The 25,872-nt window shown below is 60.9% G+C and carries 19 protein-coding genes; 12 read left to right on the plus strand and 7 right to left on the minus strand.

The annotated features are described in order from the left end of the window. Positions 1-78: 78 nt before the first annotated feature. Positions 79-2,169 (minus strand): putative bifunctional diguanylate cyclase/phosphodiesterase, encoded by a 2,091-nt coding sequence (locus GA0061101_RS10555; RefSeq protein ID WP_037192500.1) that lies wholly within the window; start codon positions 2,167-2,169, stop codon positions 79-81. A 187-nt stretch (positions 2,170-2,356) separates the two neighbouring features. Next, complete coding sequence (gene uxuA / locus GA0061101_RS10560; RefSeq protein WP_037192503.1) at positions 2,357-3,535, minus strand: mannonate dehydratase; 1,179 nt, start codon at positions 3,533-3,535, stop codon at positions 2,357-2,359. Between the two features lie 128 nt (positions 3,536-3,663). On the opposite strand from uxuA, the gene GA0061101_RS10565 reads away from it, so the two are divergent. The 3 genes from GA0061101_RS10565 to GA0061101_RS10575 all read left to right on the plus strand — a co-directional run bounded on the left by GA0061101_RS10565 (position 3,664) and on the right by GA0061101_RS10575 (position 10,309). Beyond that, positions 3,664-4,362, plus strand: a complete 699-nt coding sequence (locus tag GA0061101_RS10565; protein WP_245297463.1) for a FadR/GntR family transcriptional regulator — start codon at positions 3,664-3,666, stop codon at positions 4,360-4,362. 28 nt (positions 4,363-4,390) lie between these two features. Beyond that, positions 4,391-6,862, plus strand: a complete 2,472-nt coding sequence (locus GA0061101_RS10570; RefSeq protein WP_037192506.1) for a glycoside hydrolase family 2 protein — start codon at positions 4,391-4,393, stop codon at positions 6,860-6,862. 186 nt (positions 6,863-7,048) lie between these two features. Continuing rightward, positions 7,049-10,309 (plus strand): GH36-type glycosyl hydrolase domain-containing protein, encoded by a 3,261-nt coding sequence (locus tag GA0061101_RS10575; protein ID WP_037192509.1) that lies wholly within the window; start codon positions 7,049-7,051, stop codon positions 10,307-10,309. A gap of 51 nt (positions 10,310-10,360) precedes the next feature. Here GA0061101_RS10575 and GA0061101_RS10580 read toward each other — a convergent pair whose 3' ends face one another. Together GA0061101_RS10580 and GA0061101_RS10585 are read right to left on the minus strand one after the other, a co-directional pair. Further along, the gene (locus GA0061101_RS10580) at positions 10,361-11,191 is read right to left on the minus strand and encodes an aldo/keto reductase (protein WP_037192512.1); all 831 of its coding nucleotides are present in this window, start codon (positions 11,189-11,191) and stop codon (positions 10,361-10,363) included. Positions 11,192-11,219: 28 nt separating this feature from the next. Then, positions 11,220-12,413, minus strand: a complete 1,194-nt coding sequence (locus GA0061101_RS10585) for an MFS transporter (RefSeq protein ID WP_037193233.1) — start codon at positions 12,411-12,413, stop codon at positions 11,220-11,222. A 146-nt stretch (positions 12,414-12,559) separates the two neighbouring features. Here GA0061101_RS10585 and GA0061101_RS10590 point away from each other — a divergent pair, with 146 nt between their 5' ends. The 3 genes from GA0061101_RS10590 (at position 12,560) to GA0061101_RS10600 (ending at position 15,916) form a co-directional block, all read left to right on the plus strand. Beyond that, on the plus strand, positions 12,560-13,456 hold the full coding sequence (locus tag GA0061101_RS10590) for a LysR family transcriptional regulator (protein WP_037192515.1): 897 nt from the start codon (positions 12,560-12,562) through the stop codon (positions 13,454-13,456). Between the two features lie 35 nt (positions 13,457-13,491). Continuing rightward, entirely contained in the window at positions 13,492-14,148 is a 657-nt protein-coding gene (locus tag GA0061101_RS10595; protein WP_047554612.1) for a DUF2161 domain-containing phosphodiesterase, read from the plus strand. A 265-nt stretch (positions 14,149-14,413) separates the two neighbouring features. Continuing rightward, positions 14,414-15,916, plus strand: a complete 1,503-nt coding sequence (locus GA0061101_RS10600) for a DegQ family serine endoprotease (protein ID WP_037192520.1) — start codon at positions 14,414-14,416, stop codon at positions 15,914-15,916. Between the two features lie 60 nt (positions 15,917-15,976). Here the strand turns inward: GA0061101_RS10600 and GA0061101_RS10605 are convergent, their stop codons facing one another. Both GA0061101_RS10605 and GA0061101_RS10610 read right to left on the minus strand, forming a co-directional pair. Further along, positions 15,977-16,930 carry a diacylglycerol kinase catalytic domain-containing protein gene (locus tag GA0061101_RS10605; RefSeq protein ID WP_037192523.1) on the minus strand — a complete coding sequence of 318 codons (954 nt, stop codon included), beginning with the start codon at positions 16,928-16,930 and terminating at the stop codon, positions 15,977-15,979. 4 nt (positions 16,931-16,934) lie between these two features. Then, entirely contained in the window at positions 16,935-17,954 is a 1,020-nt protein-coding gene (locus GA0061101_RS10610) for an SPFH domain-containing protein (RefSeq protein WP_037192525.1), read from the minus strand. Positions 17,955-18,083: 129 nt separating this feature from the next. Between GA0061101_RS10610 and GA0061101_RS10615 the strand changes: the two genes are divergently transcribed. The 5 genes from GA0061101_RS10615 to GA0061101_RS10635 all read left to right on the plus strand — a co-directional run bounded on the left by GA0061101_RS10615 (position 18,084) and on the right by GA0061101_RS10635 (position 23,412). Continuing rightward, positions 18,084-18,779 carry an NUDIX hydrolase gene (locus tag GA0061101_RS10615; protein WP_037192527.1) on the plus strand — a complete coding sequence of 232 codons (696 nt, stop codon included), beginning with the start codon at positions 18,084-18,086 and terminating at the stop codon, positions 18,777-18,779. A gap of 196 nt (positions 18,780-18,975) precedes the next feature. Beyond that, positions 18,976-19,608, plus strand: a complete 633-nt coding sequence (locus GA0061101_RS10620; RefSeq protein WP_037193235.1) for a DnaJ domain-containing protein — start codon at positions 18,976-18,978, stop codon at positions 19,606-19,608. Between the two features lie 289 nt (positions 19,609-19,897). Next, positions 19,898-21,394 carry a lipopolysaccharide biosynthesis protein gene (locus GA0061101_RS10625; protein ID WP_037192529.1) on the plus strand — a complete coding sequence of 499 codons (1,497 nt, stop codon included), beginning with the start codon at positions 19,898-19,900 and terminating at the stop codon, positions 21,392-21,394. A gap of 90 nt (positions 21,395-21,484) precedes the next feature. Beyond that, positions 21,485-22,300: a hypothetical protein gene (locus GA0061101_RS10630; protein WP_037192531.1), complete on the plus strand. Its 816-nt coding sequence runs from the start codon at positions 21,485-21,487 to the stop codon at positions 22,298-22,300. 38 nt (positions 22,301-22,338) lie between these two features. Beyond that, entirely contained in the window at positions 22,339-23,412 is a 1,074-nt protein-coding gene (locus GA0061101_RS10635) for an acyltransferase family protein (protein ID WP_037192533.1), read from the plus strand. A gap of 12 nt (positions 23,413-23,424) precedes the next feature. Here GA0061101_RS10635 and GA0061101_RS10640 read toward each other — a convergent pair whose 3' ends face one another. Next, positions 23,425-24,753 carry an aminotransferase-like domain-containing protein gene (locus tag GA0061101_RS10640; protein WP_037192535.1) on the minus strand — a complete coding sequence of 443 codons (1,329 nt, stop codon included), beginning with the start codon at positions 24,751-24,753 and terminating at the stop codon, positions 23,425-23,427. 102 nt (positions 24,754-24,855) lie between these two features. Here GA0061101_RS10640 and GA0061101_RS10645 point away from each other — a divergent pair, with 102 nt between their 5' ends. Next, the gene (locus tag GA0061101_RS10645; protein WP_037192538.1) at positions 24,856-25,833 is read left to right on the plus strand and encodes a substrate-binding domain-containing protein; all 978 of its coding nucleotides are present in this window, start codon (positions 24,856-24,858) and stop codon (positions 25,831-25,833) included. Positions 25,834-25,872: the final 39 nt, after the last annotated feature.

Raw genomic sequence — 25,872 nt, forward strand, 5'->3', positions numbered from 1 at the left:
ACCGAAAAGACTTCCCGACAAAAGGAGTTCGATCTTTTAAATTATCTTTTCGGAAGCACGGGGCATCCTGTCCGAGGATCACCCATGCGCCGGCTTTCGGGCGCGAAGCGCCTTGGCGGGATAGATCTCGCTGAAGATGCGTGCCTCCGCCTCCTCGCGCCGCATCGGCCGGCCGAGCAGGAAGCCCTGTACTTCGCTATAGCCCTCGGCGCGCAATTTCGCCAACTGCTCCTCGGTCTCGATGCCTTCCGCCAGCGTCACGGCATTGAAGCCCGAGGCAATGCCGACGACGGCACGCACGATCGCCAGATTGCCGGGATCGGTCTCCATGCCGGCGACGAAGCTGCGGTCGAGCTTGATCTTGTCGAAAGAGAAGGAGCGCAGGTAGCTGAGCGATGAGTAGCCGGTGCCGAAATCGTCAATGGCGATGCGGATGCCGAGTTCCTTCAGGGCGCGCAGCAGCGACAGGCTTTGCTCGACTTCAGAAAGCAGGACGGATTCGGTAACCTCGATCTCCAGCCGCTCGGGGAGAAGGCCGGTCTCGTCCAAAACCGAGACGACGGTCGCGAGCAGGCTCGCATGACGGAACTGATAGACGGAAAGGTTGATGGCGATTTTCAGATCGCCTGGCCATTGCCTCGCGGTCCGGCAGGCCTCCCGCAATACCCAGTCGCCGATCGGCACGATCATGCCGGTTTCCTCGGCAACGGGGATGAACTCGGCCGGCGCAATGAGCCCACGCGTGGGATGGTGCCAGCGGATCAAAGCCTCGAAACCCGACAACCCGTCATTGTCCAGCCGAATGATCGGCTGATAATAGAGCTCGAATTCGTTCCTCTGCAGGGCTTCGCGAAGCTCCAGGGTGAGTTGATAGCGCCGCTCCGCCTCAAGCCGCATATCAGTCTGATAGAAGCGATAGGTCGATCGGCCACTGCCTTTTGCCGCATAGAGCGCCAGATCGGCGTCCCGCATCAAGACGTCGGCATCGCCGCCATGTTCCGGCGCCATCGCGATGCCGATGCTGCAGGTCACGTGCTCGCGGACGCCATCGAGATCGAAAGGCACGGAGAGCGATAGCAGCAGCAGGTCGGCAAAGCGCTGGGCCCGCCCGGCATCCGTCATCTTCAGGACCAAGGCGAACTCATCACCACCGAGGCGGGCGACAAGATCGTTCTTCTCGGCAAGCTGCAGGAGACGCTGGGCGACCTGGCGCAACAGCATGTCGCCGGCGGCATGGCCCTTGCTGTCGTTGATATCCTTGAAATGATCGACATCGATGTAGAGAAGCGCAATCGGCTTCTCCGGTGTCGCGGCAGCCACCTGCTTGACGATGCTCTCTGAAAAGAAAGCACGATTCGGAAGGCCGGTCAGGGAATCGTGCATGGCAAGATGCGCAAGCTTCGCCTCGACATTGCGCTCCTCCGTGACATCCTGCGAGATGCCGAGAAGGTAGCGCGGCGCCTGTCCTTTGGGCGCTGGCAGTATCCGCTTGGCGGTCTTCACGATGCGCGGAACTCCATCCCGTGCGTGGATAGTTTCTTCGAAGCCGACGGTCGTCGCCGCGTCGAAGGCAAGCCTGTCCTGTTCGCGAAGGATCGCCGTCTGCTCGTCGGAAAATATAGCTTCGTCCGGCCTGCCGATCACGTCCTTCGCCCGCAGCCCGACAATGCCTCCGCAGGCCTCGTTGAACAGGATATAGCGGCCGCCCTTCGCCATATCCTTGACGAAAACGCCGACTGGCAGATTGTCGACGATGCTGTCGAGCAGCGACTGCGTGGCATCGACCTGTCGCCGGGCAGCGTTGACCTCGGTGCGATCCTGAACGATCGCCAGGATCGCCGCCTTGCCGTCGAAGTAAATTTCACGCCCATAGGTCAAAACCTCGAACGTCTGGCCATCGACTTTCAGATGCGTCCAGCGCTGCGCCGTTTCCATGTCGGTGCGCTGGTGAACCGCTTCGAGCATGCGCTCGCGCTCCTCCGCCGGCCGGATATCGAGCACGGTCATGACCGAAAAGGCAGCGTGGCTGTAGCCATAGAGATCGCGAGCGGCGTCATTGACGATCAGGAATTTCAACGTCTTGGGATCATAGACCCACATTGGCGAGGGATGCGTCTTGAAAAGCGACCGAAAATCGTCGTTCGGGGCGTCGGGCCAAACGGAATTCATGGACGGATCGACCTTGCAAATTCGAGTTGAACTACCAGAGAATTGGAAAGTCATATTCTAAAAAGTTAAATAAAATCAAAATGGTAGCTCGCCTAAACTTTGAGCAAAAGCCTACCGAATATGCAACCACGCGCTTTGCTTTTCTACCCTCACGGCCACGCAGTCCAACAGCGGACAAGCGTGATGCTTACAGGCCAGCCTTGCCGATGGCGTGAATGACGCCATGCAGTTCCGCCAGCCCCTTCAGGCGGCCGATCAAAGAGTACCCCGGGTTGGTCGGCTTATCGATATCGTCGCCGATGAGATGCCCGTGATCCGGCCGCATCGGGATCAGATGATCATCGCGACCCTCGGCGCGTCGGCGCGCCTCCTCGGCCAAAAGCGTTCGCAGGATGGCGTGCATGTCGCTGCACCCCTCCAGATGGGAAGCCTCGACGAAGGAACCGTCGGCCTCGATCGCGACATCGCGCAAATGGGCGAAATTGGTGCGTGGGGCAAATTCCCGCGCGATATCAAGCACATCATTGTCGGCGCGGGACCCGAGCGATCCGACGCAGAGCGTCAAGCCGTTGGCCGGATGGTCGACGCTGCCAAGGATGCGGCGCAGATCCGCCGCCGTTGAAACGACGCGTGGCAGGCCGAAAAGCGAAATGGGCGGATCGTCCGGGTGGATTGCGAGCCTCGCGCCAAGCTCGGCTGCAACGGGCGCAACCTCCTGCAGAAACATCTCGAGATTGGATTGAAGATCCCGAGCCGTCATTCCCTCGAAGAGGGCGATGGCCGAGCGGATCGCCTCGCGACCGTAGCTGTCCTCACCGCCCGGAAGCCCGGCGATGATGTTGTTTTCCAGCCGTTGCACCGCCTCCTCGGAAAGGCCCTTCAGCCGCTTCTCGGCGCTTTGCACCAGCTCCGGCGCATAATCCGCCTCGGCACTCTTCCTGCGCAGGACGAAGACGTCATAGGCGATGAATTCCACCATGTCGAAACGCAGCGCAAGCGCGGTGGTCGGCATTTCAAAGCGCAGATCCGTCCGCGTCCAATCGACCACCGGCATGAAATTATAGCAGATCGTCTTGATGCCGGACCGGGCGAGATTGACCAGGCTGTCCTTCCAGATGCCGATCGCGGCCCTGGCTCCGGCGCCGCCAAGCTTGATGGCGCTGGGCACGGGGATCGATTCACATACGCTCCAGCGCAGGCCCGCCGCCTCCACCAGGGCCTTTCGCGCTTCGATTTCAGCCGGCGTCCAGGAGCGTGAATAGGCGACCTCATGCAGCGCCGTGACAATGCCCGTCGCCCCGGCCTGACGAGCATGCTGAAGCGGAACAAGATCCTTCGGCCCAAACCAACGCCAACAGCTCTCCATGCGACACCTCCTCCATTTGTTGGTCAAAATATCGCCATATTCGCAAATGTCCACTCAGAACACATCTTTTGCCGCGCTTGACAGTCCTTATTGACCAACAATATGTTTCCGGCCATGGAGGACGAATCGTGGTGGAGACCGCTGACATCGAGGATAGAGGCTCGGCAGTGGACCAGGTGGTCGATGCGCTGCGGCGACTGATGCGCGAGCGCAATCTCGGCCTTGGGGATGCATTGCCCTCTGAGGCGGAGCTCGCCTCGATGTTCAACAGCAGCCGCAATACGGTCCGCGAGGCAATCCGCATCCTCAAGGCCTACGGCATTGTCGAAAGCCGCCAGAAGGTCGGCGCCGTCATCACCGACCGGCGTCAACAGGCACTGATGGATCAGTTCTCCTTCGCCATCGACATATCGGCGGAAAGCTTCCTCGATATCCAGGGTTTTCGCCGCCTGATCGAGGTCAATCTCTGCGATCTTCTGTTCTCAAGCATCGATGATGCCGCCATCGAAACGCTGCGATCGATCAACGACTCAATGAAAGCTGCACCGGAACTTTCGCAGGCCGCCGCGCTGGATTTCAAGTTCCACGCCACTCTCGTCGGCTTTGCCGGCAATCAAACGCTGTCACAAGTCTATGGTATTCTGCAGCCATTGTTGCAAAGGCTGATGGAGGCGGGCAAGCGGTCCCGCGAAGCCGTCGACAACGCTTATGACGAACATAGCGACATCATCGAGGCGTTGATAAAACGGGATCGAATCGCCTACGCCTATCACATGAACCGCCACCTGCAGGCCGGGCTGCAATTCATCGCGCCGAACGCCGTTTGAGACGCCCATTTCTTCACGGATCCATGACATGAAAAGACAGACGCTCGACACCGGCTGGACCATCTCGCGCCTTCGCGCACCCTCCACCGCGCCGTCCCTGCCGAATACGATCCCGGCCGCTGTGCCTGGCAACGTGCATCTCGACCTTATGGCCGCCCAGCTGATCACCGACCCCTATCTCGACGTCAATGAGATCTCGCAGGACTGGATCGGCCGCGCCGCCTGGCGCTATCGCCTCGCCTTCGATTGGGAGAGCGAAGAGGCCGAGCGTATCGATCTCTCCTGCCTCGGCCTCGATACGGCGGCGCGCCTGGAACTGAATGGCACCGTGCTCGGCGAGACCCGCAACATGCATCGCAGCTATCGCTTCGACATCGGCGACAACCTCAAGAGCGGCCGCAACGAACTAATCATCGATTTCCAATCGGCCTACGAGCATGGCGAAGCCGTGCGCAAGCAGCTCGGCAGCGCCGCCGATATACCCACAAATTATCCCGGCCCCGGCAATCTCATCCGCAAGATGGCCTGCAATTTCGGCTGGGATTGGGGTCCGACCGTCGTCACCTCGGGCATCTGGCAGCCCATCGCCATCGAGAGCTGGTCGAAGGCACGCCTCGGCAGCATCCGCCCGGAAATTACGCTGCAAGGCGGCCAGGGCGTCGCCCGCCTGCATGTCGAGATCGAATGGGCCGCGAAGGGTACGGATAGCGTGGCCCTGGTGCTGTCGGTCGGCGGCAAGCGCTCGGAAGTTCGCGTCGCGCAGGGAGAGACCCACGCGCAGATCGAATGCCGCATCGACAATCCGCAGGTCTGGTGGCCGCACGGGCTCGGCGACCAGCCGCTCTACGACCTCGATCTTCAGCTTCAGGGCTCCGATGGCGCGGTGCTGGACGGCTGGAAGCGTCGTGTCGGCTTCCGCTCCGTGCGGCTCGACACGACGCCGGATGAGATCGGCTCGGCCTTTACCCTCGTCGTCAACGACGTACCGGTCTTTGCCCGCGGCGCCAACTGGATTCCGGACGACTGCTTCCTGCCGCGCGTGACGCGGGAGCGCTATCGCGAGCGGATCGCCCAAGCCCGCGATGCCAACATGAACCTCCTGCGCGTCTGGGGCGGCGGCATCTACGAGACCGATACCTTCTACGAGGAGTGCGACGCCGCCGGCATCATGGTCTGGCAGGATTTCCTGTTTGCCTGCGCCACCTATCCCGAAGAAGAGCCCGTCTACAGCGAGATCGAAGCCGAAGCGCGCGAGGCAATCACCCGGCTGATGCCCTATGCCTCGCTGGTGATCTGGAACGGCAATAACGAGAATATCTGGGGCTATTTCGACTGGGGTTGGCAGGATGTGCTCGGCAATCGTCCCTGGGGCGCCGGCTATTATCTCGACCTCCTGCCGAAACTGGTGGCCGAGATCGATCCGACACGGCCCTATTGGGCGGGAAGCCCCTATTCCGGCTCGATGGAAATCGCGCCGAATGCCGATGAGCACGGCTGCAAGCACATCTGGGATGTCTGGAACGAGGTGGGCTACGAGACCTACCGCAACTACATCCCGCGCTTCTGCTCCGAATTCGGATGGCAGGCACCTTCAACCTTCGCGACATTGACGCAATCCGTGCGCGAGAAGGATCGCGCGCCGGCTTCCCCCGGCGTCCTGCACCATCAGAAAGCGACCACCGGCAACGACAAGCTGCTGAAAGGCTTGGATGGTTGGTTCCCCCATCCGGAAAATTTCGACGACTGGCTGTTCGTCACACAGCTCAATCAGGCGCGCGCCATTGGCTTCGGCATCGACCACATGCGCTCGCACCGGCCGACCTGCATGGGCACGATCGTCTGGCAGCTCAACGATTGCTGGCCGGTGACCTCCTGGGCGGCGATCGACGGCGCGGGGCGCAAAAAGCCGCTCTGGTACGCGCTGCGCCACAGCTATGCCCCGCATCTTCTTACCATCCAGCCGCGCGGCGACGGCCTTGCCGCCGTTGCCGTGAACGATGCGACGCTATTCTGGCGCGTGCCCTTCACCGTCGAACGTTTCGATGTTAACGGCAAGCTGCTTGCACACCACTCCGTCTGGCGCGTTCTGTGCGACCGTTTCGAGAATACCGACATTCCGATCCCCAGCGACGTGGCGACGCCTGATGATCCCCGGCGGGAATTCCTGCGTGCCCGTTTGGGTGACGCCGAAGCGTGGTGGTTCTTCGAGAAGGACATGGAGCTGCATTATCCGCAGCCGCGCTTCGATATCCAGAGCGTGCAGACGGCCGATGGAGTTGCAGTCACCATTACGGCACAGACGCTGCTGCGCGACCTCTGCCTGTTCGTCGATCGCATCAGCCCGAATGCCGAGGTCGACGATATGCTCGTCAATCTGATGCCGGGGGAAAGCAGGACTTTCCACGTCAGCGGCATTTCGAAGGAAGCCTTCGACAACGCCGAGCTTTCAACCATCGTGCGCACTGCCAATCAGGTCGCGGAGACGCCGACGCATCGATGAAAGTGACAGCGTTTCCAGTCGAATGACCCGGCGCCCTTGCCGGGTCGAGTCATATGTTTTCCGTGAGCCAGCAGGCAGCTGTCACGAAAGATTGCTGTCGCGAATGGCAAAAATGCCGCCTATGATCGGGCTCAGCCTTGTGATCTAGTACCCCCATCCGATCCATGAATCAGCGAGACCTAGCTTATGTCCTCGGACTTCAATCGCAGCTTTCAGACGCCCCGTCGCGAAGAACTCGGTCTTACCACGCTTACCAATAGTGCCGGCCTTTCGGTTTCAGCGCTGCCGAACGGCACGCTGTTTTCAATCGATTTTGCCGACCAGCAGGGCGGCGTCATGATCAACCAGGTGCTTGGATCGCCCGTCTATGGCGGCATCGGCCGTCTTTATCTGCGCGTCGGCGGCGCCAAGCCGGAAACGGCCGAGATCGTCGGCCCGAAGGCCGCGGTGCGTTTCGGCCATGCCGAGAGCGGCCTTTGCTGGAGCGGCGAGACGGCCGGCGTCAAGCACACGGTCAGCCTGCGGCTGCACCCGAGCGAGGCCGCATGGTTCTGGCGGGTATCGCTCGAAAACACCACCGGCACGACGCTCGCGGCCGATCTCGTTCTCCTTCAGGACGTCGGCCTTGGCGATCGCGGCTTCCTGATGAACAGCGAGGCCTACGCGTCGCAATATATCGATCACCATATCGCCAACCATGCCGTCTTCGGACCAGTGGTCATGAACCGGCAGAACCTCAAACAGGGCGGCAAACGCAACCCCTGGCTGGCGCAAGGCTGCCTCGAGGGTGCAGCGGCTTTTGCCACCGACGCGATCCAGCTCCTCGTGCCGTCCAAGGACAATGACGGCGTCATGGTGCCGGACTTCGGCATCAGCCTGCCGAGCATGCGCCGACAGCACGAGGTCGCCTGCCCGGCGATCCAGTCGAAGCCGCTTTCTCTGGCACCAGGCGCGGCAGCTACAACGTCCTTCTTCGGTCTCTTCGTTGCCGACCATCCGGCCGCCTCGAGCGATGCCGACCTTGCGCGCCTCGATAACCTGCCAAAATTGCGGGATGAACTGGCCAAGGACGCGATTGTCGCTGCGCCGCCGGCCCGCAGCCTTGTGCAGGACGCGCCTTTCGCCGTCAGCGACACCCTCGAGCAGGCCGACATCGATGCGCTTTATCCCAAGCGCATGCTCGAGGAGCATGTCGACGGGAAGCTCATTTCCTTCTTCGTGCCGGATGGGCCGCACAACAGGCACGTCGTGCTCAGCGAAAAGGAACGTGTCGTGGCGCGCCGTCACGGCGCCATTATCCGCAGCGGGCAGAACATGCTGCTCGACGACCAGACCTTGGCGGCGACCTGCTGGATGCAGGGCATCTTTGCCGCGCAGCTGACCATCGGCAACACTTCCTTCCACAAGCTCTTCTCCGTCTCCCGCGACCCCTACAATCTGACGCGGTCGAGCGGCCTGCGCATTCTCGTCGATCTCGGCGACGGTTGGCGCCTGCTCGGCGTGCCCGCTGCCTTCGAGATGGGGCTGAGCGACACCAGCTGGATCTATCGGCTGTCCCACCGCACCATCACTGTGTCGGCAATCGCCTCCGGCGACGATCCGGCCATGCAGTGGAGCGTTTCGGTCGAAGGGGCCGCCTGCCGCTTCCTGGTATTCGGCCATATCGTACTCGGCGAACGCGATTATGAAGCAGTCGCCGATATCGCCATCGATACCGAGAACAAACGAATTTCCTTCCGCCCGCAGCCCTCGTGGCTGTGGGACCGCTACCCGCAGGCAGCCTATCACCTCGTCACCCCGACGCCGGATGCCTTCGAGGCCATCGGCGGCGACGAACTGCTCTATGACGATGGCAACTCCCGCAACGGCCCGTTCATCGCGCTGAAATCGCATCCCACGCAGGAATTGCGCTTTGCCGTCACCGGTTCGATGGCTGATGCGGCTGCCGGCGAGACCTTTTCGGCGCGCTACGCCTCGGGTGTGAAGAGCGAAGAGATGCTGGCGCCTGCGCAACGGTTCTGGAGCCATGTGACGCGCAACGCACGCATCGAAGGCGACGATCCGGATGTAACAGCCCAGGCCGTCATGCTGCCCTGGATCGCCCATGATGCGATCGTGCACTTGAGCGTGCCGCATGGACTTGAGCAATATACCGGCGCTGCCTGGGGAACGCGTGACGTCTGCCAGGGTCCGGTGGAATTCCTGCTTGCCTATGAGCATGACGAGGAAACCCGGCAGGTTCTGAGCACCGTCTTTTCCGAGCAGTATCGGGATCGGGGCGACTGGCCGCAATGGTTCATGCTGGAGCCCTACGCCAATATCCGCGCCGGCGAGGCCCATGGCGATATTGTCGTCTGGCCGCTGAAGGCGTTGTGCGACTATATCGAGGCGACGGGCAATATCGCTTTCCTTGCCGAAACCGTGCCGTGGCGTGCCGACGACACCTTGCTGCTGACCTCGGAGCGTGCGACGATTTCCGATCACGTCGAAAAGCTGCTCGAAACCGTGCGCAGCCGCTTCGTGAAGGGCACAAGCCTTATCCGCTACGGCGATGGCGACTGGAACGACAGCCTGCAGCCGGCCGACCCGCACCTGCGCGACTGGATGGTCAGCAGCTGGACCGTTTCGCTGCTTTACGAGCAGTTAGTGCGCTATGCCAAGATCCTGACGCTCGCCAGCCGCAGCGATGAGGCGCAGGCACTGCAGGAGACTGCAGCCGCCATGCGCAGCGATTTCAACCGGCTCCTGATGCGCGACGGCATCGTCGCTGGCTACGGCGTATTCGATCCGAGCCATGATGGCGTCGAACTGCTGCTGCACCCGCAGGATACCCGGACCGGCCTGCATTATTCGCTGATTGCGATGACGCAGCCGATGATCGGCGGCCTGTTCACGCCGGAGCAGCGCCATGCCCACATGAAGATCATTCGCGAGAACCTGCTGTTCCCGGATGGCGTCAGACTGATGGAAAAGCCGGCGACTTATGCCGGTGGACCCGAAACGCTGTTCCGGCGCGCCGAATCCTCGTCCTTCTTCGGGCGTGAGATCGGGCTGATGTATGTGCATGCACATCTGCGCTACTGCGAAGCCTTGGCGCTTGATGACGATGCCGAAGCGGTATGGGCCGCCCTGGCGCTCGCCAATCCAATCGCCGTCAGCGGCCGGCTCGACCATGCGTCACTGCGCCAGCGCAACACCTATTTCAGCAGCAGCGACGCCGCCTTCGACGATCGCTATCATGCTTCGTCCGACTGGGCGCGCGTCAAGGCGGGCGATATTGCTGTCGATGGCGGCTGGCGCACCTACTCGAGCGGCCCGGGCCTCTATACCAAGAGCCTGATCGGCAATGTCTTCGGCTTCAAGCGGGACTTCGGCCAGCGCATCCGCAAGCCGCTTTTGCCGGCTTCGGTTGGTGCGTGCGAGGTCAAGCTGGATTTCAAGGCTTGAACCGATAAACACATGAGGGAGCCGCTGGCGCGGCTCCCTCATTTTTAGAATTCAAGCTGCCTCATCCCAGACAGGTGCTAGGCCGTCGGGACTGACGATGCGGCCATCCGGGCGGCTAAGCGCGTGGATTGCCGCCATTTCATCCTGCGTCAGGGCAAAATCAAAGATAGCGGCATTTTCCATCGCGCGACTTTCCGACACGGTCTTCGATAGGACGACCAGACCCTGTTGCACGATCCAGCGCAGGACGATCTGGGCAACCGACTTTCCATGCCGGCTGGCGATCTCCTTCAGCGGCGTGTCAGACAGTACCTTCCCGTCGGCCATGGCATAGTAGGCGGTCACCGACATGCCCAGGCTTCTTGCCGTCTCGATGACAGCGGACTGATCGAGATAGGGGTGATACTCGACCTGATTGGTGACGAGCGGCAGTTCGCTCAACGCTGCCGCCTCGCGCATCAGCACCCGATTGAAGTTCGAGACGCCGATATGGCGCACCTTCCCTGCCCTGGCGACGTCGTTCAGCGCGCCGATCTGTTCGGCAAGCGGCACTGTAGCGTTCGGCCAGTGAAGAAGCAGGAGATCGACGTAATCGGTCTTCAGCTTCTTCAGGCTTTCGTCGACCGAGGCGACGAAAGCCACGTGGCGATAATTTTCGACCCAGACCTTCGTCGTCAGGAACAGATCGGCGCGGGCGATGCCGGAGTGCCGGATGCCGTCGCCGACTTCGGCCTCGTTGCCGTAGATCTGGGCGGTGTCGATGTGGCGATAGCCGTTGCGGAGCACATGCGCCACCATGCGTTCGGTGTCAGGCCCCGGCACACGGAAGGTGCCGAAGCCGAGAGCGGGGATGGAGGCGCCGTTGGCGCTGACGATTTGCATGGATTGTCCTTTCGATTGCAAAGTTTGATCAGGCAGCGGAGGAGACGGCCTGCGCCGTGGAGGCCGAGCGGCGGTCGAGCGCGCCGCTCCAGAGAGTGAAAAGCAAGGCAGCGACGACCAGGATCGCGCCGACCCAGGGCGTGGCACCGAGGCCAAGCGAAGATTCCACCACCAGGCCGCCGACCCACGCACCCGCGGCAATGCCGAGATTGAAGGCGGCAATATTGAGGGCAGAGGCCACATCGACGGCGGCAGGGCGAACCTCCCGGGCAAGCTGGACGACATAGAGCTGCAGCCCAGGCACATTGGCGAAGGACAGGAAGCCGAGAGCGGCCAGCGTCGGGATGGCAAGCCAGGGCGAGACAGCCGTGAAGCTGAACAGGACGAGCACCACAGCCTGGGCAATGAACAGCCAGGTCAGCGCGCGCACCGGATTGCCGTTGGCGAGGCGCCCGCCGACGACATTGCCGATGGCAATGGCGACGCCATAGAGTACCAGGATGAGGCTGACGGCGGAGGCTTCAAAGCCGGTCACGTCCTGCAGGATGGAAGCCAGGAACGTGAAGGCAACGAAAGTGCCGCCATAGCCCAGCGCCGTCATGGCGAAGACGATCAGCAAGCGGCCGCTTGCAAGCACGCGGATCTGCTCACCGATGCCGGCCGCCGGTGCCTTCTTCAGGTTCGACGGCAGCAGCAGCGCGATGGCGGCGAAGGCGATGACACCGAGAGCTGCGACGGCGGCAAAGGTGGCGCGCCAGCCGAAGGTCTGGCCGATGAAGGTGCCGAGGGGAACGCCTGTCACGATCGCAACCGTCAACCCCATGAACATCATGGCAATTGCCGAGGCACGGCGGTTTTCCGGCACGAGATCGGCCGCGATGGTCGAGCCGACGGAGAAGAACACGCCGTGGGCGAAGGCGGAAAGCACGCGCGCGACGAGCAGCGGCGCATATCCCGGGCTCAAGGCGGCCATGCCGTTGCCGACGATGAACAGCGCCATCAGGCCAAGCAGCAGCGGCTTGCGCTCGATGCGGCCGGTGAGCGCCGTCAGGATCGGTGCGCCGAAGGTGACGCCGAGCGCATAGACGCTGACGATGAGGCCGGCAAGCGGCAGGTTGATGTGGAGGTCGTTCGCCACAGTGGGGAGTAGACCGACGATGACGAATTCGGTTGTCCCGATCGCATAGGCAGCGATCGTCAACGCGAAGAGAGCGAGAGGCATGAGATCACCCGATCCAAAAGGCAGGCCGGAGAATTCCGGCTGCACAGGTTCTTGTTCGGGAGAGAATATGGGGCCAAGACATTCAAGCGATAATCGCCTATATAAACGCAACACTTGTGAATTCAATTCAAAGCCAGGAGGAAGAAGTGGACAATCGCGCCGGCGAGATGGATGTCTTCGTTCAGGTGGCGACCCTTCGCAACTTCTCGGCGGCCGGGCGGAAACTGCGCCTGTCTCCGTCCGCCGTCAGCAAGCTCATCACCCGGCTGGAAGAGCGGCTGAACACACGTCTTCTGGTGCGCACCACCCGCTCCCTGCAACTGACGCCGGAGGGAGAGATCTATCTGGAAAAGGCGCAGGCGATCCTTACGGATATTCAGGAAGCGGAGAGGATCGTGGCAGCCGGCGGGGCGGCCGTGCCACGCGGATTGCTGCGGGTCAGCGCCTCCGTCGCCTTTGGGGTAAGCTGCCTTGTGCCACTTATTCCCGATTTCCTGAGACGCTACCCCGAGATCGAACTGGACATCTCGCTCACCGACAACGTCATCGATATCGTCGGCGAGCGCGCCGACGTCGCCATTCGCTCAGGGCTATTGCGGGATAGCTCGCTGAAGGCCCGCAAGCTTCTAGAAAGCCGCCGCGTCGTCGTCGCATCGCCGGCCTATATCGAACGGAAGGGTCTTCCGAAGACGCCGGAAGAACTCGACCATCATAATTGCCTCACCTTCAATTTCCGTCCCACTGCCGAAGGCTGGCCTTTTCGCGATCCACACACCGGCGCGCAATTTGTGAAAATCGTTGAGGGCAATCTTCAAGCCAACAACGGCCCGACCGTGCGCAGCCTCTGCCTGGAGGGAATGGGGCTTGCCCGCATCGGCCAATTTCATGTGCAGCCGGACATTGATGCCGGGCGGCTGGTGACGGTGCTTGAGGACTTCAATCCGGAGGATATCGAAAACATCCATGCCGTCTATGCCGGCCATGAGCATCTGGCGGCCCGCATCCGCGCCTTTATCGACTTTCTGGTTAACCGAATCGGCTAAACCGAATCAGGACACTCCAGAGCGGAGAGCAGGATTTGGAAACGGAACTCTATCTCCCGATCAAGTCATTTCTCGAGACGGCGGGCTACGCCGTAAAGGGCGAGATCGGCGGCTGCGATCTCGTCGGGCTCAATGACGGCGAGCCGCCCGTCGTCGTCATCTGCGAGCTGAAGCTCACTTTCAATCTCGAACTGATCCTGCAGGCGGTCGATCGTGCCGCGGCCAGTGACGAAGTCTGGATTGCCGCCCGGGTCTCGGCGAAGGGCAAGGGCCGGGAAAGCGACCGGCGCTTCCGCGATCTCTGCAGGCGGCTGGGCTTCGGCATGCTGGCGGTGTCCGACAGCGGCACCGTCGACATCGTCGTCAGCCCTGTCTCGCCGATGCCGCGCAAGAATGCGCGCCGCAGATCACGGCTTGTTGACGAACATCGCCGGCGAAAGGGCGATCCGGCACTTGGCGGCAGCACGCGCAAACCGATCATGACTGCCTATCGTCAGCAGGCCCTTGCCTGCGCCGCAGCGATCGAAAACGGCGTGCAGAAACCGAAGGATATGCGTGCCGCAGCACCAAAGGCGCCGCAAATTCTGAGAGATAACGTCTACGGCTGGTTCGAACGCGTCGATCGCGGCATCTATGCGCTGACGGAAGTCGGTGCGGAGGCGCTTAAACGATGGCCGGCGCCACAGCCCTGAATATGGAGAAATTCGGGCCGCCAAACATTAAATTCATGTAATATCTTAAAATTTTGCAATAATAACATGATCAATATTTAATTTGTAAAAGTCAATTGGCGGATCATATTACATGACAGCGCCAATTCAATTTTATACTTTGCTTCCCCACAGTAAATGCGGGAAACAAGGGCTCCCGGAAAGAATTGACGCGAACCCATTCGACGCCTGTCCCGGAGATGGACAAGACGCCAATTCGCCAACAATCTCGCAAGGGACTTTTGCCATGTCATCTCTTCTTCGCAAACATCGCACCGCCGCCATTGTCGGAGCCGCCATCATTGTCGGCGCGGGCGCATTGCCTTTTGCCTTCGGCACCTCCGCAACCCCAGCAGCCGCAGCCGAGCCTGCCGGCATCATCGCGCCCGGCGGTTCCTTTGCCCCGATCGTCGACGCGGACAAGCCCGCTGTCGTCACCGTCACCACAACCATGAAGGCGACGGACACGAGCGTCGACAGTGGCGACTCGCCGATGGACGAGCAGTTCCGCCAGTTCTTCGAAAACCAGGGTGTCCCCTTCCCGAAACAGGCGCCGCACCAACAGCAGAACCAGCACGCCATGGCGCTCGGCTCCGGCTTCGTCATCAGCCCTGACGGCATCATCGTCACCAACAACCACGTCATCCAGAACGCAGTCGACATCAAGGTGACGCTCGACGACGGCACCGAACTGCCGGCCAAGCTGCTGGGCGCCGACGCCAAATCGGACCTTGCCGTCCTGAAGATCAAGGCGCCGAAGCCGCTGGCAACCATTGCCTGGGGCGATTCCGACAAGTTGAAGCTCGGTGACCAGATCCTGGCCATCGGCAATCCCTTCGGTATCGGTACAACAGTCACCGCCGGCATCGTCTCGGCCCGTGGTCGCGACCTGCACAGTGGCCCCTATGACGATTTCATCCAGATCGATGCCCCGATCAACCACGGCAATTCCGGCGGCCCGCTTGTCGACCGCGAAGGCAATGTGGTCGGCATCAACACCGCCATCTATTCGCCGAATGGCGGCAGTGTCGGCGTCGGCTTCGCCATTCCTTCCGACGAAGCCAAGACGATCGTCGCCAAGTTGGAAAAGAATGGCTCGATCGATCACGGTTATCTCGGCGTCGCGATCCAACCCGTAACCTCGGATGTCGCCAACGCCATGGGCCTGTCACAGACGCAGGGTGCGCTCGTCGCCAGCGTCAATGACGGAACCCCCGCTGCCCGTGCCGGCATCAAGAGCGGCGACATCGTCACTGCCGTCGGCAACGAGACCGTCAAGACGCCGAAGGATCTGTCGCGGCTCGTCGCCGATCTGTCCCCGGGCGACCAGCGTTCGGTCACCCTGTGGCGCAACGGCAAGAGCATGGATGTCAATGTCACCATCGGCGGCAACGACGACAGCAAGCAGGCCGCCAATGACAATGGCGATGGCAAGGTTCAGCCTTCCAACCAGCCGAGCATCGGCGTCGGCCTTGCCAACCTCACCCCCGATCTACGCCAGCAGTTGAACCTGCCGCACGGCGTCGAGGGTGCGGTCGTTGCCAGCGTCAACCCGGACAAGCCGGCCGCCGCAGCCGGCATCCAGACCGGCGACATCATCGTCTCGGTCAACGACCAGCCGGTTCGCAACGCCCACGAGGTGCAGACCGCCGTTGCACAGGCAAGCAAGGATGGCCGCAAATCCGTCCTGCTCCTCATCGAGCGTGATGGCGACAAGACGTTCGTAGCGGTACCGTTCTCGGCCGCCTGACGCCTGAACCGATAGTACAAAGCGGCCCGTCTCCCATTCCGGGAGGCGGGCCGCTTGCGTTCAGATGACCAGCAACCCCTGCCGTTCGGCAAGACCAATCCTCGCCAGGGTTCCGGCGTTGAAAGGGAGAAAATCCGTCTCGATGCCGTCGCTGAAGATGACGCCGTGCTCCGCCATTTCGGATACGACGGTCATCCCAATCTCGGCGGCGATCTGTCCCGAAACCAGGGAGACACCCGTCGTCCGGCTGGGAAAGGGTTCCCGCACGAAGTAATGCAGGAACTCGGCATCCCAGGGAAACGTAGCGTCGGCAAGCGCAGCCGGCAACTCCATGCCGAAACTGGCGGCCGCTCCCGCCCAGCCCGCGTAGAGGCTCTTCAGCCATCCGGTCGAGCCCATGCCGGTCGAGACGATGATGCCGCTCGACGATTGCCTTTCGCGTCTCTCGCCGATTTGGAGATCGTAACGAGCTGAAACGTGGCTGCGCGGACCGATAAAGAGGTCGTTGACGGCATAGAGGACCTCGCCGGTATTGAGCGAGGCCTTCGCCATGCTGACACGCTTAAGCGATCGGCGCTGCGCCAAAGCTTCCGGCACGACCTTGCGGACGTCCGCCACACGGAACGGCAGCAGCACGCCGTCCCAGCGCTTCGGATCCGGGTTGACGCCGAGCACATGCTGCCCGTCGAGATATTTCAGCGTGTTGGCGACCAGACCGTCCTGCCCCAGCACGACGACGATATCATCGACGGCGAAGATGAAATTGCCGAGATAGCGCCGATTGAGCGTCTGCACCCGGGCAACTTCGCGCAGGCTGGCTTCGACCTCGTGCACGGCTTCCCGGTAATGCAGCTGCTCCGCCAGATAATCGCCGAAATCCGCACCGAGATGCTCGACATAGAACTGCGCCTGCTGGACGGTGTTGAACCGCACAACCAGTTCATCGAGACGCGTGTCGCGCACGATCAGCACGATCTTTCTATCGTCATACTTCCCGTACTCCGAGGTCGGCATTGGCTTACCCCCTCGCTTGCGGCTGCATGATTTCGCGCAGGAGATCAGGCGAGACATTGAGCTGGCCGATCTTGGCGGCATTATCGGCGAGATCGCGGAAGGCGAGCGCCATCAGCTGGCCGGGGTCCATGCCGACAGACGCCAAGGCTTGCAGCACCTTTGGATCGGCGTCGCCGAACGACTTCATCATGACGGCGAGACCATAAGCCTTGGCATCCGCCTCTTCGCGCGCATTGGTCGAGGCGAGAGCGACAAGCGCCTTGTTCTGCTCTTCCAGGGCGATCTTGCCGGTCATCTCCTCGCGGCGGATCTGCAGCTGCCGCTCCTGAACCGAACGTTCCGCATCCATCTGCGCCTCGCGGACCTGACGCTTCTTGTTTTCGACGGCTATCTCGGTGGAGAGCTCGTTCTCCTTGATCGTACGCTCCTGCTCGACGGCGGCGTTGCGACGCGCATAAATCGCCTCGTCGGCACTGCGCAGCAGCGCTTCGCGTGCGCTTGCCTCCAAAGCCTTGGCGGTCTCCGGCTTCGGCTTTACCGCCAGGATGGACAGGCTGAGGAGTTCAAGGCCGAGCGCCTGCAGCGCCGGATGACCATGAAGCGTGGTGGCGACGCGCCCGACGAGCAATTCACTGGCCGCCAAAGCCTCCTTCAGCGTCAAGGCCTGCACCTCGGCACGCATCGCCACCTGAACCTGGTCGATCAACCGCTGCGACAGCTTCTGCGGATCCTCCGAACCGTAGGTACCCTTGGCATTGAGCGAGAAATCAAGCAGCTCCGCTGTTCGCTTCGGATCGGCAATGCGGTAGGTGATCTGGCCCTGGATCGTCACTTCCTGAAAGTCGGACGTCACCTCCGGAAAAATAAACGGTTCGTTGACGCTCGCCGTCGGCACCACGACCAGCGACGTCGAAGGCGCGAAATACCAGAAGGAAAGCCCTGCGCCCTCCCGCTGGGGCCGACCATCGCGATACTGGATCACATGCTGGGTCGGCTGCGCCTTGATGAAACGAAATCCGAACATGACTGCCTCCTGAGCGAACACGACGGCCTTCCCAGCCGCCACGTCGCGAAGAAACACCACTTAGTGTCAAATGTCAACTAAGTTAGTTGAAACTTTACACTAAGATGAAGGCGCGCTATATTCGGGAGCATGAATAGCCCCGAAGACCTTTATCAAAGGCCGATCGTTTCGGTCGATCTTGCCATTTTTGCCCTGGTACCTGCTGGGCTCGAGGTCCTGCTGGCATGTCGCGGCACGGATCCTTTTGCCGGCGATTGGGCGCTGCCGGGCGGGTGGATCCATGTCGACAAGGACCGCGACCTCGAAGCGGCGGCGCGGCGTGTCCTGGCCGACAAAGCGGGAATCACGGCGCCCTATCTCGAACAAGTCGGCGTTTTCGGCGATGCGTTGCGCGATCCGCGCGGCTGGAGCTTGAGCGTAACCTACATGGCGTTGATTTCGCCGGATGCGTTCACCTTGCGGCACGGGGGTAACGTGACTGATGTTGCCTGGCGGCCGATCAGCGGCGACGCGGTTATGGAGCCCCTTGCATTTGACCACGCCACCATTCTGAGGGCGGCGACCGCAAGGCTGCGAAGCAAGGTCGAATATTCGACGCTGCCGGTCCACCTTCTGCCGGAAGCCTTCACATTGGGCGAATTACAGGCCGTCTACGAGCGCCTTTTGGGCCGCAGTCTCGACAAATCGGCCTTCCGCAAACGCATGGCGGAAGCAGATTTCATCGAGCCAATAGAAGGAGAAATGCGCCGTGCCAGCAATCGCCCGGCCCAACTCTATCGGCTGAAGCAGGCACGCTCGACCGTCTTCTTCGATCGAACGATCTAGGAAGCCGCATTTCCACAGAAGAGACACTTCGGCTTTGACACGTGATTGTTTTTGTCCAAACTCTGCCTTTGTGATGGTACAAAGACGTCGTGGGCAGATAGGAACGACCCGATGGGGGACCTTTTTGTCTGCCGGAAAATTCAACGGCAAAGGGCTTCTGCCCTTGGGACAGGACGAAGCGGCGGCAGGAGTTGGAGTGACTGATCCATACGACATTCTCGGCGTTGCGCGCGATGCGGGCGAAGAGCAGATCAAGGCGGCCTATCGCAAACGGGCGAAGGCGGCACACCCCGATTCCGGCGGCGATACCGAGACCTTCTCGCAATTGCAGAAGGCCTATGAGCTGCTTCTGGATCCCGTGCGCCGAAAAGTCTTCGACGATACCGGCTATGATGTCGAATTGACCGATGCCGTCGATCTGCAGGCGCTGGTCGCCATCGAGAAGCTTATTACCGATATGGTTCTGGACGAACGCGAGCCCGGGACCTTCGATCCGGTTGCCAAAATGCGGGCGGCTCTTCTCGAAGAGATCCGCAAGGCGCATTTCAGCAAGAGCGAACTGGAGCGGCATTCCAATCGGATCAACCTTCATCTCGACCGTCTTGGAAAACGCCCCGGCAAGGACGTTGTCGGCCACATGCTGCGCGCCCGCATTAAGGCGATTGCCACCGCGATCAGTGAGACCGAATCAAAGATCGGCGCCAACGAACGCGCCTGCGACATGCTCGACGGCTATCTCTATGTCATGGACGAATCTCATGACGAGGCGGAATTAGCGCCCGATATCGAATGGGACGAAGTGCCTAAGGTCCGCTCCGCCGCCCAGTGATTGCGCCATTGATCATGGCTCGCATGCGGGGACATGGATAAGCCCGTCCAAGCTGATCTTTGCGGTCGATCGAAGCCACCTTGAGACGGTCGGTTTGCTCGCCCTTATCTCGATCGCCGACTCTTTTCAGCAACGCTATGTTGCAATGCAACAATCGTCCCTAGACAAATCGAAGGGCTGGCCTAGATCAAGCCTCAAGTGAGCCGTTCGATTCCATCAAAGATGACGACACGGCGATCGGCCGACGCCGGAAGACGCCTGCGCCGGTTGAAAATTTAAAACGTGGAGTATGCGATTGCTGGCTTCCCAAGCGGATGACATCGTCTTTGAACATCTGAGCGAAAACCGATCGCGGGCCGCATTGAGGGGTGCATTCTGGTCGGCACTGGACACGTTGATCCCGACGGCGCTCAACAGTCTCGTCTTCGTCGTCACGTCGCGATTTCTTCTGCCGCAAGATTTCGGTCTCGTTGCGCTCGCCTTCGCCATCGTCAGTTTCACCGCCGGCTTTGGGCCTACAGCCTTCGGCGAAGCGCTGATCCAGCAGAAGTCGATCCGGCGCAGCCATCTCGACACGGTCTTCTGGCTCTCCTTCCTTTCGGCGGCCATTCTCTATGCCGCGCTGTTTTTCCTCTCACCGACCGTTGCCCATTGGGTCGGCCACGACGAGATCGTCAGCCTGCTGATGATCATCGGATTGAAGATCTTCTTCGACATGATGATCATCGTTCCCAACGCCTTGATCGGCAGGACGATGTCCTTTCATCTGGCGGCGGCGCGTACCGCGATCGCCACCTGCGTGTCCGCAACCATCTGCCTGTCGCTGATCTTCGCCGGCTTCGGCCTCTGGGCGCTTGCGATCGCCCAGATCGCGGCGCCGGCCGCAGCCTGTGTCGCGGCTTTCTGGGGCGCCAAATGGCTGCCCGGTGTCCGGATCAAGCTCTCGAGCCTGCGCGAGTTGCTGCATTACGGCATATTCGCCTCCGGCAACCGGTTCCTGCAGACCATGAACCTCGATCAGCTGATCATCGGCACGTTGGTGAGCCCGGCAGCGCTCGGTATCTATAATTTCGCCAGACGCCTGTACGAGATGCTGAACAACGTGGTCGCCGGCGGCTTGACCTCGGTGAGCCATGTCCTGCTCTCTTCCCTGCAGCACGATCAGAACAAGGTCCGCGAAGCCTTCCTCATGGCCACCTTCGGCTGCTCGCTGATTTCCTTTCCGGCTTTCATGGGGCTCGCAGCCGTTGCCGACGATGCCATCCCGCTGATCTTCGGCCCGCATTGGGCGGCTGCCATCTGGCCGGTGCGCTTCTTCTGCGTGATCGGCCTGATGGCCGGCATCGGCGTGATCCAGGCATCCCTGATCACAAGCCAGGGTAAATCCGATTGGTGGTTCTACTACCAGCTAGTGCGCAACATCGTCACCATCCTGACCGTGCTTCTTCTTTATAAATATGGCGTTACCACCATCGTCTTTGCGCTGATGGTCGAAGTGCTGATGCTGTGGCCTGCGACGCTGTGGATGGTCTCCCGGTTGATCGGCCTGAGCATCCCGCAATATTTCGGCCAGTTCATCAGACCGATCGCCGCCTATCTCGGCATGCTTGTCGCGGTACTGGCGATATCGTCGGCCATGCGCGACTGGTCCATAGCCTCGCGTCTGGTCTGCGAAATCCTGATCGGCGGCATCACCTACTCAGCTCTGATCCTCCTCCTGTGCAGGGAAAGGATCCTCTTCCTGGTGCGCACGACGCTGCAAGGTCGTCGCGCAAAAGCTCAATAACTGCCGTCGCGGACAACGGATCGAAACAAGGCAGCAAATGCCACTTCGACCCCCGCCATGGCAGCACCAATTGTCAGAAAGGGCGCGTTTATGACGCTGGTTACCTTCATCATCCCGGTTCGTCATCAGGCCAATTCGAACGATTGGCCTTCGTTGAAGAGGAGGCTGTCGCAAACGATAGCCTCGATTTCCGGACAAACCAACGGCGACTGGCGCGCCGTGATCGTTGCCAATGAGGGTGCCGATCTGCCTGACCTGCCGCCGAAATTCTCGGCAGAGCGCGTAACCTTCCCGCCAAATCAGCTGCACGATATCAACGGCGCCGACCGCGAAAAAGTCTACGACGCATTCCGTCTGGACAAGGGTCGCCGGGTGTTGGCCGGAATGCTTTCCGCCCGCGACACGCGCTTCTTCATGATCGTCGACGACGATGATTTCGTCAGCGCCAACATCGTCGAGTTCGCCGCAAAGAACGCCGATGCCAATGGCTGGAAGATCGACCGCGGTTATCTATGGAACGAAGGCGGTCGGCTGCTGCTGCATCACAACGATTTCGCCAATTTCTGCGGGACGTCGCTGATCATCCGCTCGGATCTATACCGGCTGCCGGCAACCTTCGAAGACGCCGATATCGATTACATCAAGTCGATGCTCGGCAGCCATGTGCGCATCGGCAAGATGCTGGCCGATCAAGGTCATCCGCTGGGATCGCTCCCCTTTCGCGGCGCGATCTACCGGGTCGGACACAGCGGCGCTCATAGCAAGTCCTCCAATCTGATCCGGACCCATTTTCTGAACTCATCGGTGCTTCGCCATCCACGCCAGTTCCTGGGAAATCTCACCCGTGTCCGCCCGCTAGATCGCAACCTGCGAAGTGAATTCTTCGGCGTCCGCGCAGCCGGATAAGGCACACGCGTCGCTTTCGCTCAACGAGGTCTCGATCAATGCCGGCTGATGCAACAAGACATAGATACGCCGCCCTGGACGCCATGCGCGGCCTGGCGGCATTCGCCGTTGTCGTCTACCATCTCGACAGGCCCTATGCGCCATCAGCCTATATCGCGGTCGATTTCTTCTTCGTTCTCAGCGGATTTGTGATCGCCAGAGCCTATGGCGAAAAGCTTGCCGGTGGCATGACCGTCCTGGCCTTCATGAAGGCTCGATATATACGCCTCTATCCGCTCTTTTTGATCGGCAGCGTCTTTGGCCTTGTTCAATTGTTGTTGCACTGGCAGGCCGCAGGCGTCGGGCGCGCCGATCTCTTCGCAAGCATCTTGTCGACCGTCTTCATGCTGCCTTCGCCGAGCTTCCTGACCCGTTCGGCCGGAGACCTCTGGCCGCTCTATCCGCTGAATGGGCCGGCCTGGTCGCTGTTCTGGGAGCTGCTGGCAAATCTGGTATTCGCGCTCGTGCTTTTCAGATTGAAAACGCGAACACTTATCGCCATTGCCGCTGTTTCCCTGGCGGCGCTGATCGCTTCGGTCTTCGTTCACAGGTCGCTTGACCTCGGCTGGGAATGGCATTCGGTTGATGGCGGCCTCGCCCGCGTGTTTTTCTCATTCACCCTTGGCATGATCATCTACAGGCTCCGAAGCCTTTCCGGGCTCGGGCGAACAGCAAATACCTACTTCGCCGTCCTGCCGATCGCGGCGATTTGCATTCTTTTGTTCCTGCCCACCTCTTCGCTGAAATATGCGCTGATATTCTGCATCCTGATCTCGCCGCTCATCGTCCTTGCCGGCACGATGCTTGAGCTTCCGGCCAGTTTGCAGCGGATCGGCGTTTTCCTCGGCTATCTCTCCTATCCGATCTATATGTGCCATCGCGGCTTCACCGAGATCTACGGCCATGTTTTCCGTGCGATTCAGTCGCAGCCCCTTGCCTATATTGTTCTCTATCTCGCGTTGATTTCCATCATAGCATTTGCCTCGGCGCAGCTTGCCACTCTGCTCGTCAAATATGCATCATCCTGGAAAAGCGAGACCAAGGGAGTAAGCGCCAGCACGCCCGGCGAATAGCTCTTGGCAAAGTCAGGTGTGAACGGCGGCAAGCGCGATGGCATCGGCGACTTCATCGCGCCGCTCTGAAAGATTGGCGGTCGCAACGCGCAAGTGGCTGCTGGGCAGGATGGAGAACTTGGCGCCCGGATGCACGGCTATGCCCCGCGCCGCAAGCGTCACCATCGCGAAGGGTTCGGACGAGACTGGTATCCAGGCGCACAACCCTTCTCCGTGCAACGCTTTCACACCGCGCTCGCCGAGCGCATCGATCAGACCGGCGCGGCGCTCGCGGTAGGTTTTGCGGGCATGGTCCAGGCACGCCTCAGTCGCCGCATCCCGCAGCAGCCAGGCGGCAGCCGCCTGCAGGATACGGCTGGTCCAGCCGGAACTAAAGCTGCGATAGGACTGGATCTGGTCGATGATCGCGCGCGAGCTCGAGAGCACCGCAAGGCGCAGATCCGGCCCGTGTGTTTTCGAAAATGAGAGAATATGGATGACGCGGTCGGGGAAAAGATGTCCCATGGAATGACGCGGAGCCGTCGAGATATCGGCTACACCATCGTCTTCCACGATCAGCGTGTCCTTATCGCGAAGGACGCCGGCAAGACTTGCCATGCGCGCGGGGCTGACACTTTGGCCGGTGACGGAATGTATGCGCGGCTGAAAGACGAAGGCGACCGGCCGGTACTTCAGCGCCTCCTCCAGCGAGGACGGCAGCGGCCCTTCCTCATCGCATTTTACCGGAATGATGCGGGCGCCACGATCCTCCAGAATATCCAGCAGCCGCATGCCTGTGGGATCTTCGATGGCGACCGAGGCGCCGGGCATGACGAGAGCGTTGATCAAAGTATACACGGCGTTATAGCCGCCATTGGTCGCCAGGAAGGCTTCGGGCTCATAGGGCCAGGCCTTCCTCACCTCCTCCTCCAGCTCCGGCAGGATACGGCTGCGCTCGTAACTGTTGAGGTTCTCGGCCGAGGCGCCATAGGCCATCGCCGCCTCCAGCTTCGGCAGCAGTCGGACATCGGGAACGGCTGCGGTCAGGTTCAATGCGCCGTCGCCATAGTCACCCACGCTCGCAAGACGCACCGGCTTGGCGACGAAACGATCGCCACTGACCCATGTGCCGTTCCTACCGCGCCCACTGATGATCTTCTGGCGCCTGAGCTCGCTCCAGGCCTCCGACAGCGTCGCTGGACTGATGCCGAGCGCAAAGGCCAGATCGCGGATCGGCGGCAATTTGGTGCCGACAGGCAGCGCGCCCGCGCGGATCAGCGCACTGGTTTCGATCGCAATGCCGCGAATCGTCCGATCGTTCAATTTTTCGGCAAACCACTTCGCGTCCCGATTTTCGCCCATTTCCGCGCCATCTTTTAATGTTCAATAACGTAATAACATTTGATTGACCCATATTGAACATTTACTCATCTGGAAAACAAGTTTTCTCGTGAGTGAATATCCATGCCCCTTACTCTCCGCCTTGCCCTCCGTGACTGGGACTACATGACACCGTTGGTCCTGGGTGACGTCTCCTCCCCCAAGCTCGATCTCAAGGTCGACCGAGTCGGCACGCTCATCTCGCATGTCGGCAAGAGCGATGCCTATGACGTGGCTGAAACCTCCTTCAGCCGCTATACACAATTGCGCATCGACGGCGACGAGAGCGTCGTCGGCATCCCGAATTTCATCATGCGCGGTTTCCGCCACCGCTGCGTCATCACCACCAAGGACAGTCCGATCACGACCTTTGGGCAATTGGCCGGCAAGCGCATCGGCGTCACCGGCTGGCGCGACTCGGGCAATACCTGGACGCGCGCAGCGCTCCGCCGTGAAGGCGTCGGTGTCGAGGACGCCATGTGGTATGCCGGTCGCCTCACCGAAGCTCATCCAATCGTCGACCGTCTCGATGGCTTCGGCCGTCCCGGCCGTATCGAGCCAGCCCCCCGCGAGAGGCCGATGGTCGACCTTCTGAAAGAAGGCGGGCTCGACGCGATCTTCACGCCCTTCATGCCGGACGGCTATTTCGCCGGCGGCTCCGCTTTCCGCCAGGTCCTTTCGGATTTCCGCAGCGCCGAGCGTCGCTACTTCGATGAAGTGGGCTATGTACCGGGTATGCACCTGATCGGATTGAAGGCCGAAATCGTCGCCGAACATCCCTGGGTGATTGGCGAGCTGAGTGCGTTGATCGATGAATCGCAGCGCGTGTGGCTGAGCAAGCGGCGGAAATATGCCGACACGACGCCCTTCATGCTCGACGAACTGCTGAAATCGGCGGCCGAGCTGCCGGAGGGCTGGAATGCGAGCGGCTTTGCGGCCAATCGCAAGATGATCACAGATTTCGCCGGCGAGTTGCATGTGCAGGGGATCCTGCCGCGACTGATGACGCCGGAAGAACTCTTTCCGTTCGACGTCGACGGCAGCCGGACGAGCGCGGCGTAACCATCGACTGAGACTGAAAAATGCAAAGCAAAAAAGGGG

The organism is Martinezella lusitana, from assembly GCF_900094565.1.
Lineage (GTDB): Bacteria > Pseudomonadota > Alphaproteobacteria > Rhizobiales > Rhizobiaceae > Rhizobium > Rhizobium lusitanum.

Coding starts and splice junctions, on each gene's coding strand:
- GA0061101_RS10570 (WP_037192506.1), top strand. CDS start 4,391: ATGAAAAGACAGACGCTCGACACCGGCTGGACCATCTCGCGCCTTCGC.
- GA0061101_RS10630 (WP_037192531.1), top strand. CDS start 21,485: ATGACGCTGGTTACCTTCATCATCCCGGTTCGTCATCAGGCCAATTCG.
- GA0061101_RS10615 (WP_037192527.1), top strand. CDS start 18,084: ATGAATAGCCCCGAAGACCTTTATCAAAGGCCGATCGTTTCGGTCGAT.
- GA0061101_RS10640 (WP_037192535.1), bottom strand. CDS start 24,753: ATGGGCGAAAATCGGGACGCGAAGTGGTTTGCCGAAAAATTGAACGAT.
- uxuA (WP_037192503.1), bottom strand. CDS start 3,535: ATGGAGAGCTGTTGGCGTTGGTTTGGGCCGAAGGATCTTGTTCCGCTT.
- GA0061101_RS10635 (WP_037192533.1), top strand. CDS start 22,339: ATGCCGGCTGATGCAACAAGACATAGATACGCCGCCCTGGACGCCATG.
- GA0061101_RS10575 (WP_037192509.1), top strand. CDS start 7,049: ATGTCCTCGGACTTCAATCGCAGCTTTCAGACGCCCCGTCGCGAAGAA.
- GA0061101_RS10610 (WP_037192525.1), bottom strand. CDS start 17,954: ATGTTCGGATTTCGTTTCATCAAGGCGCAGCCGACCCAGCATGTGATC.
- GA0061101_RS10600 (WP_037192520.1), top strand. CDS start 14,414: ATGTCATCTCTTCTTCGCAAACATCGCACCGCCGCCATTGTCGGAGCC.
- GA0061101_RS10580 (WP_037192512.1), bottom strand. CDS start 11,191: ATGCAAATCGTCAGCGCCAACGGCGCCTCCATCCCCGCTCTCGGCTTC.
- GA0061101_RS10585 (WP_037193233.1), bottom strand. CDS start 12,413: ATGCCTCTCGCTCTCTTCGCGTTGACGATCGCTGCCTATGCGATCGGG.
- GA0061101_RS10605 (WP_037192523.1), bottom strand. CDS start 16,930: ATGCCGACCTCGGAGTACGGGAAGTATGACGATAGAAAGATCGTGCTG.
- GA0061101_RS10645 (WP_037192538.1), top strand. CDS start 24,856: ATGCCCCTTACTCTCCGCCTTGCCCTCCGTGACTGGGACTACATGACA.
- GA0061101_RS10625 (WP_037192529.1), top strand. CDS start 19,898: ATGCGATTGCTGGCTTCCCAAGCGGATGACATCGTCTTTGAACATCTG.
- GA0061101_RS10555 (WP_037192500.1), bottom strand. CDS start 2,169: ATGAATTCCGTTTGGCCCGACGCCCCGAACGACGATTTTCGGTCGCTT.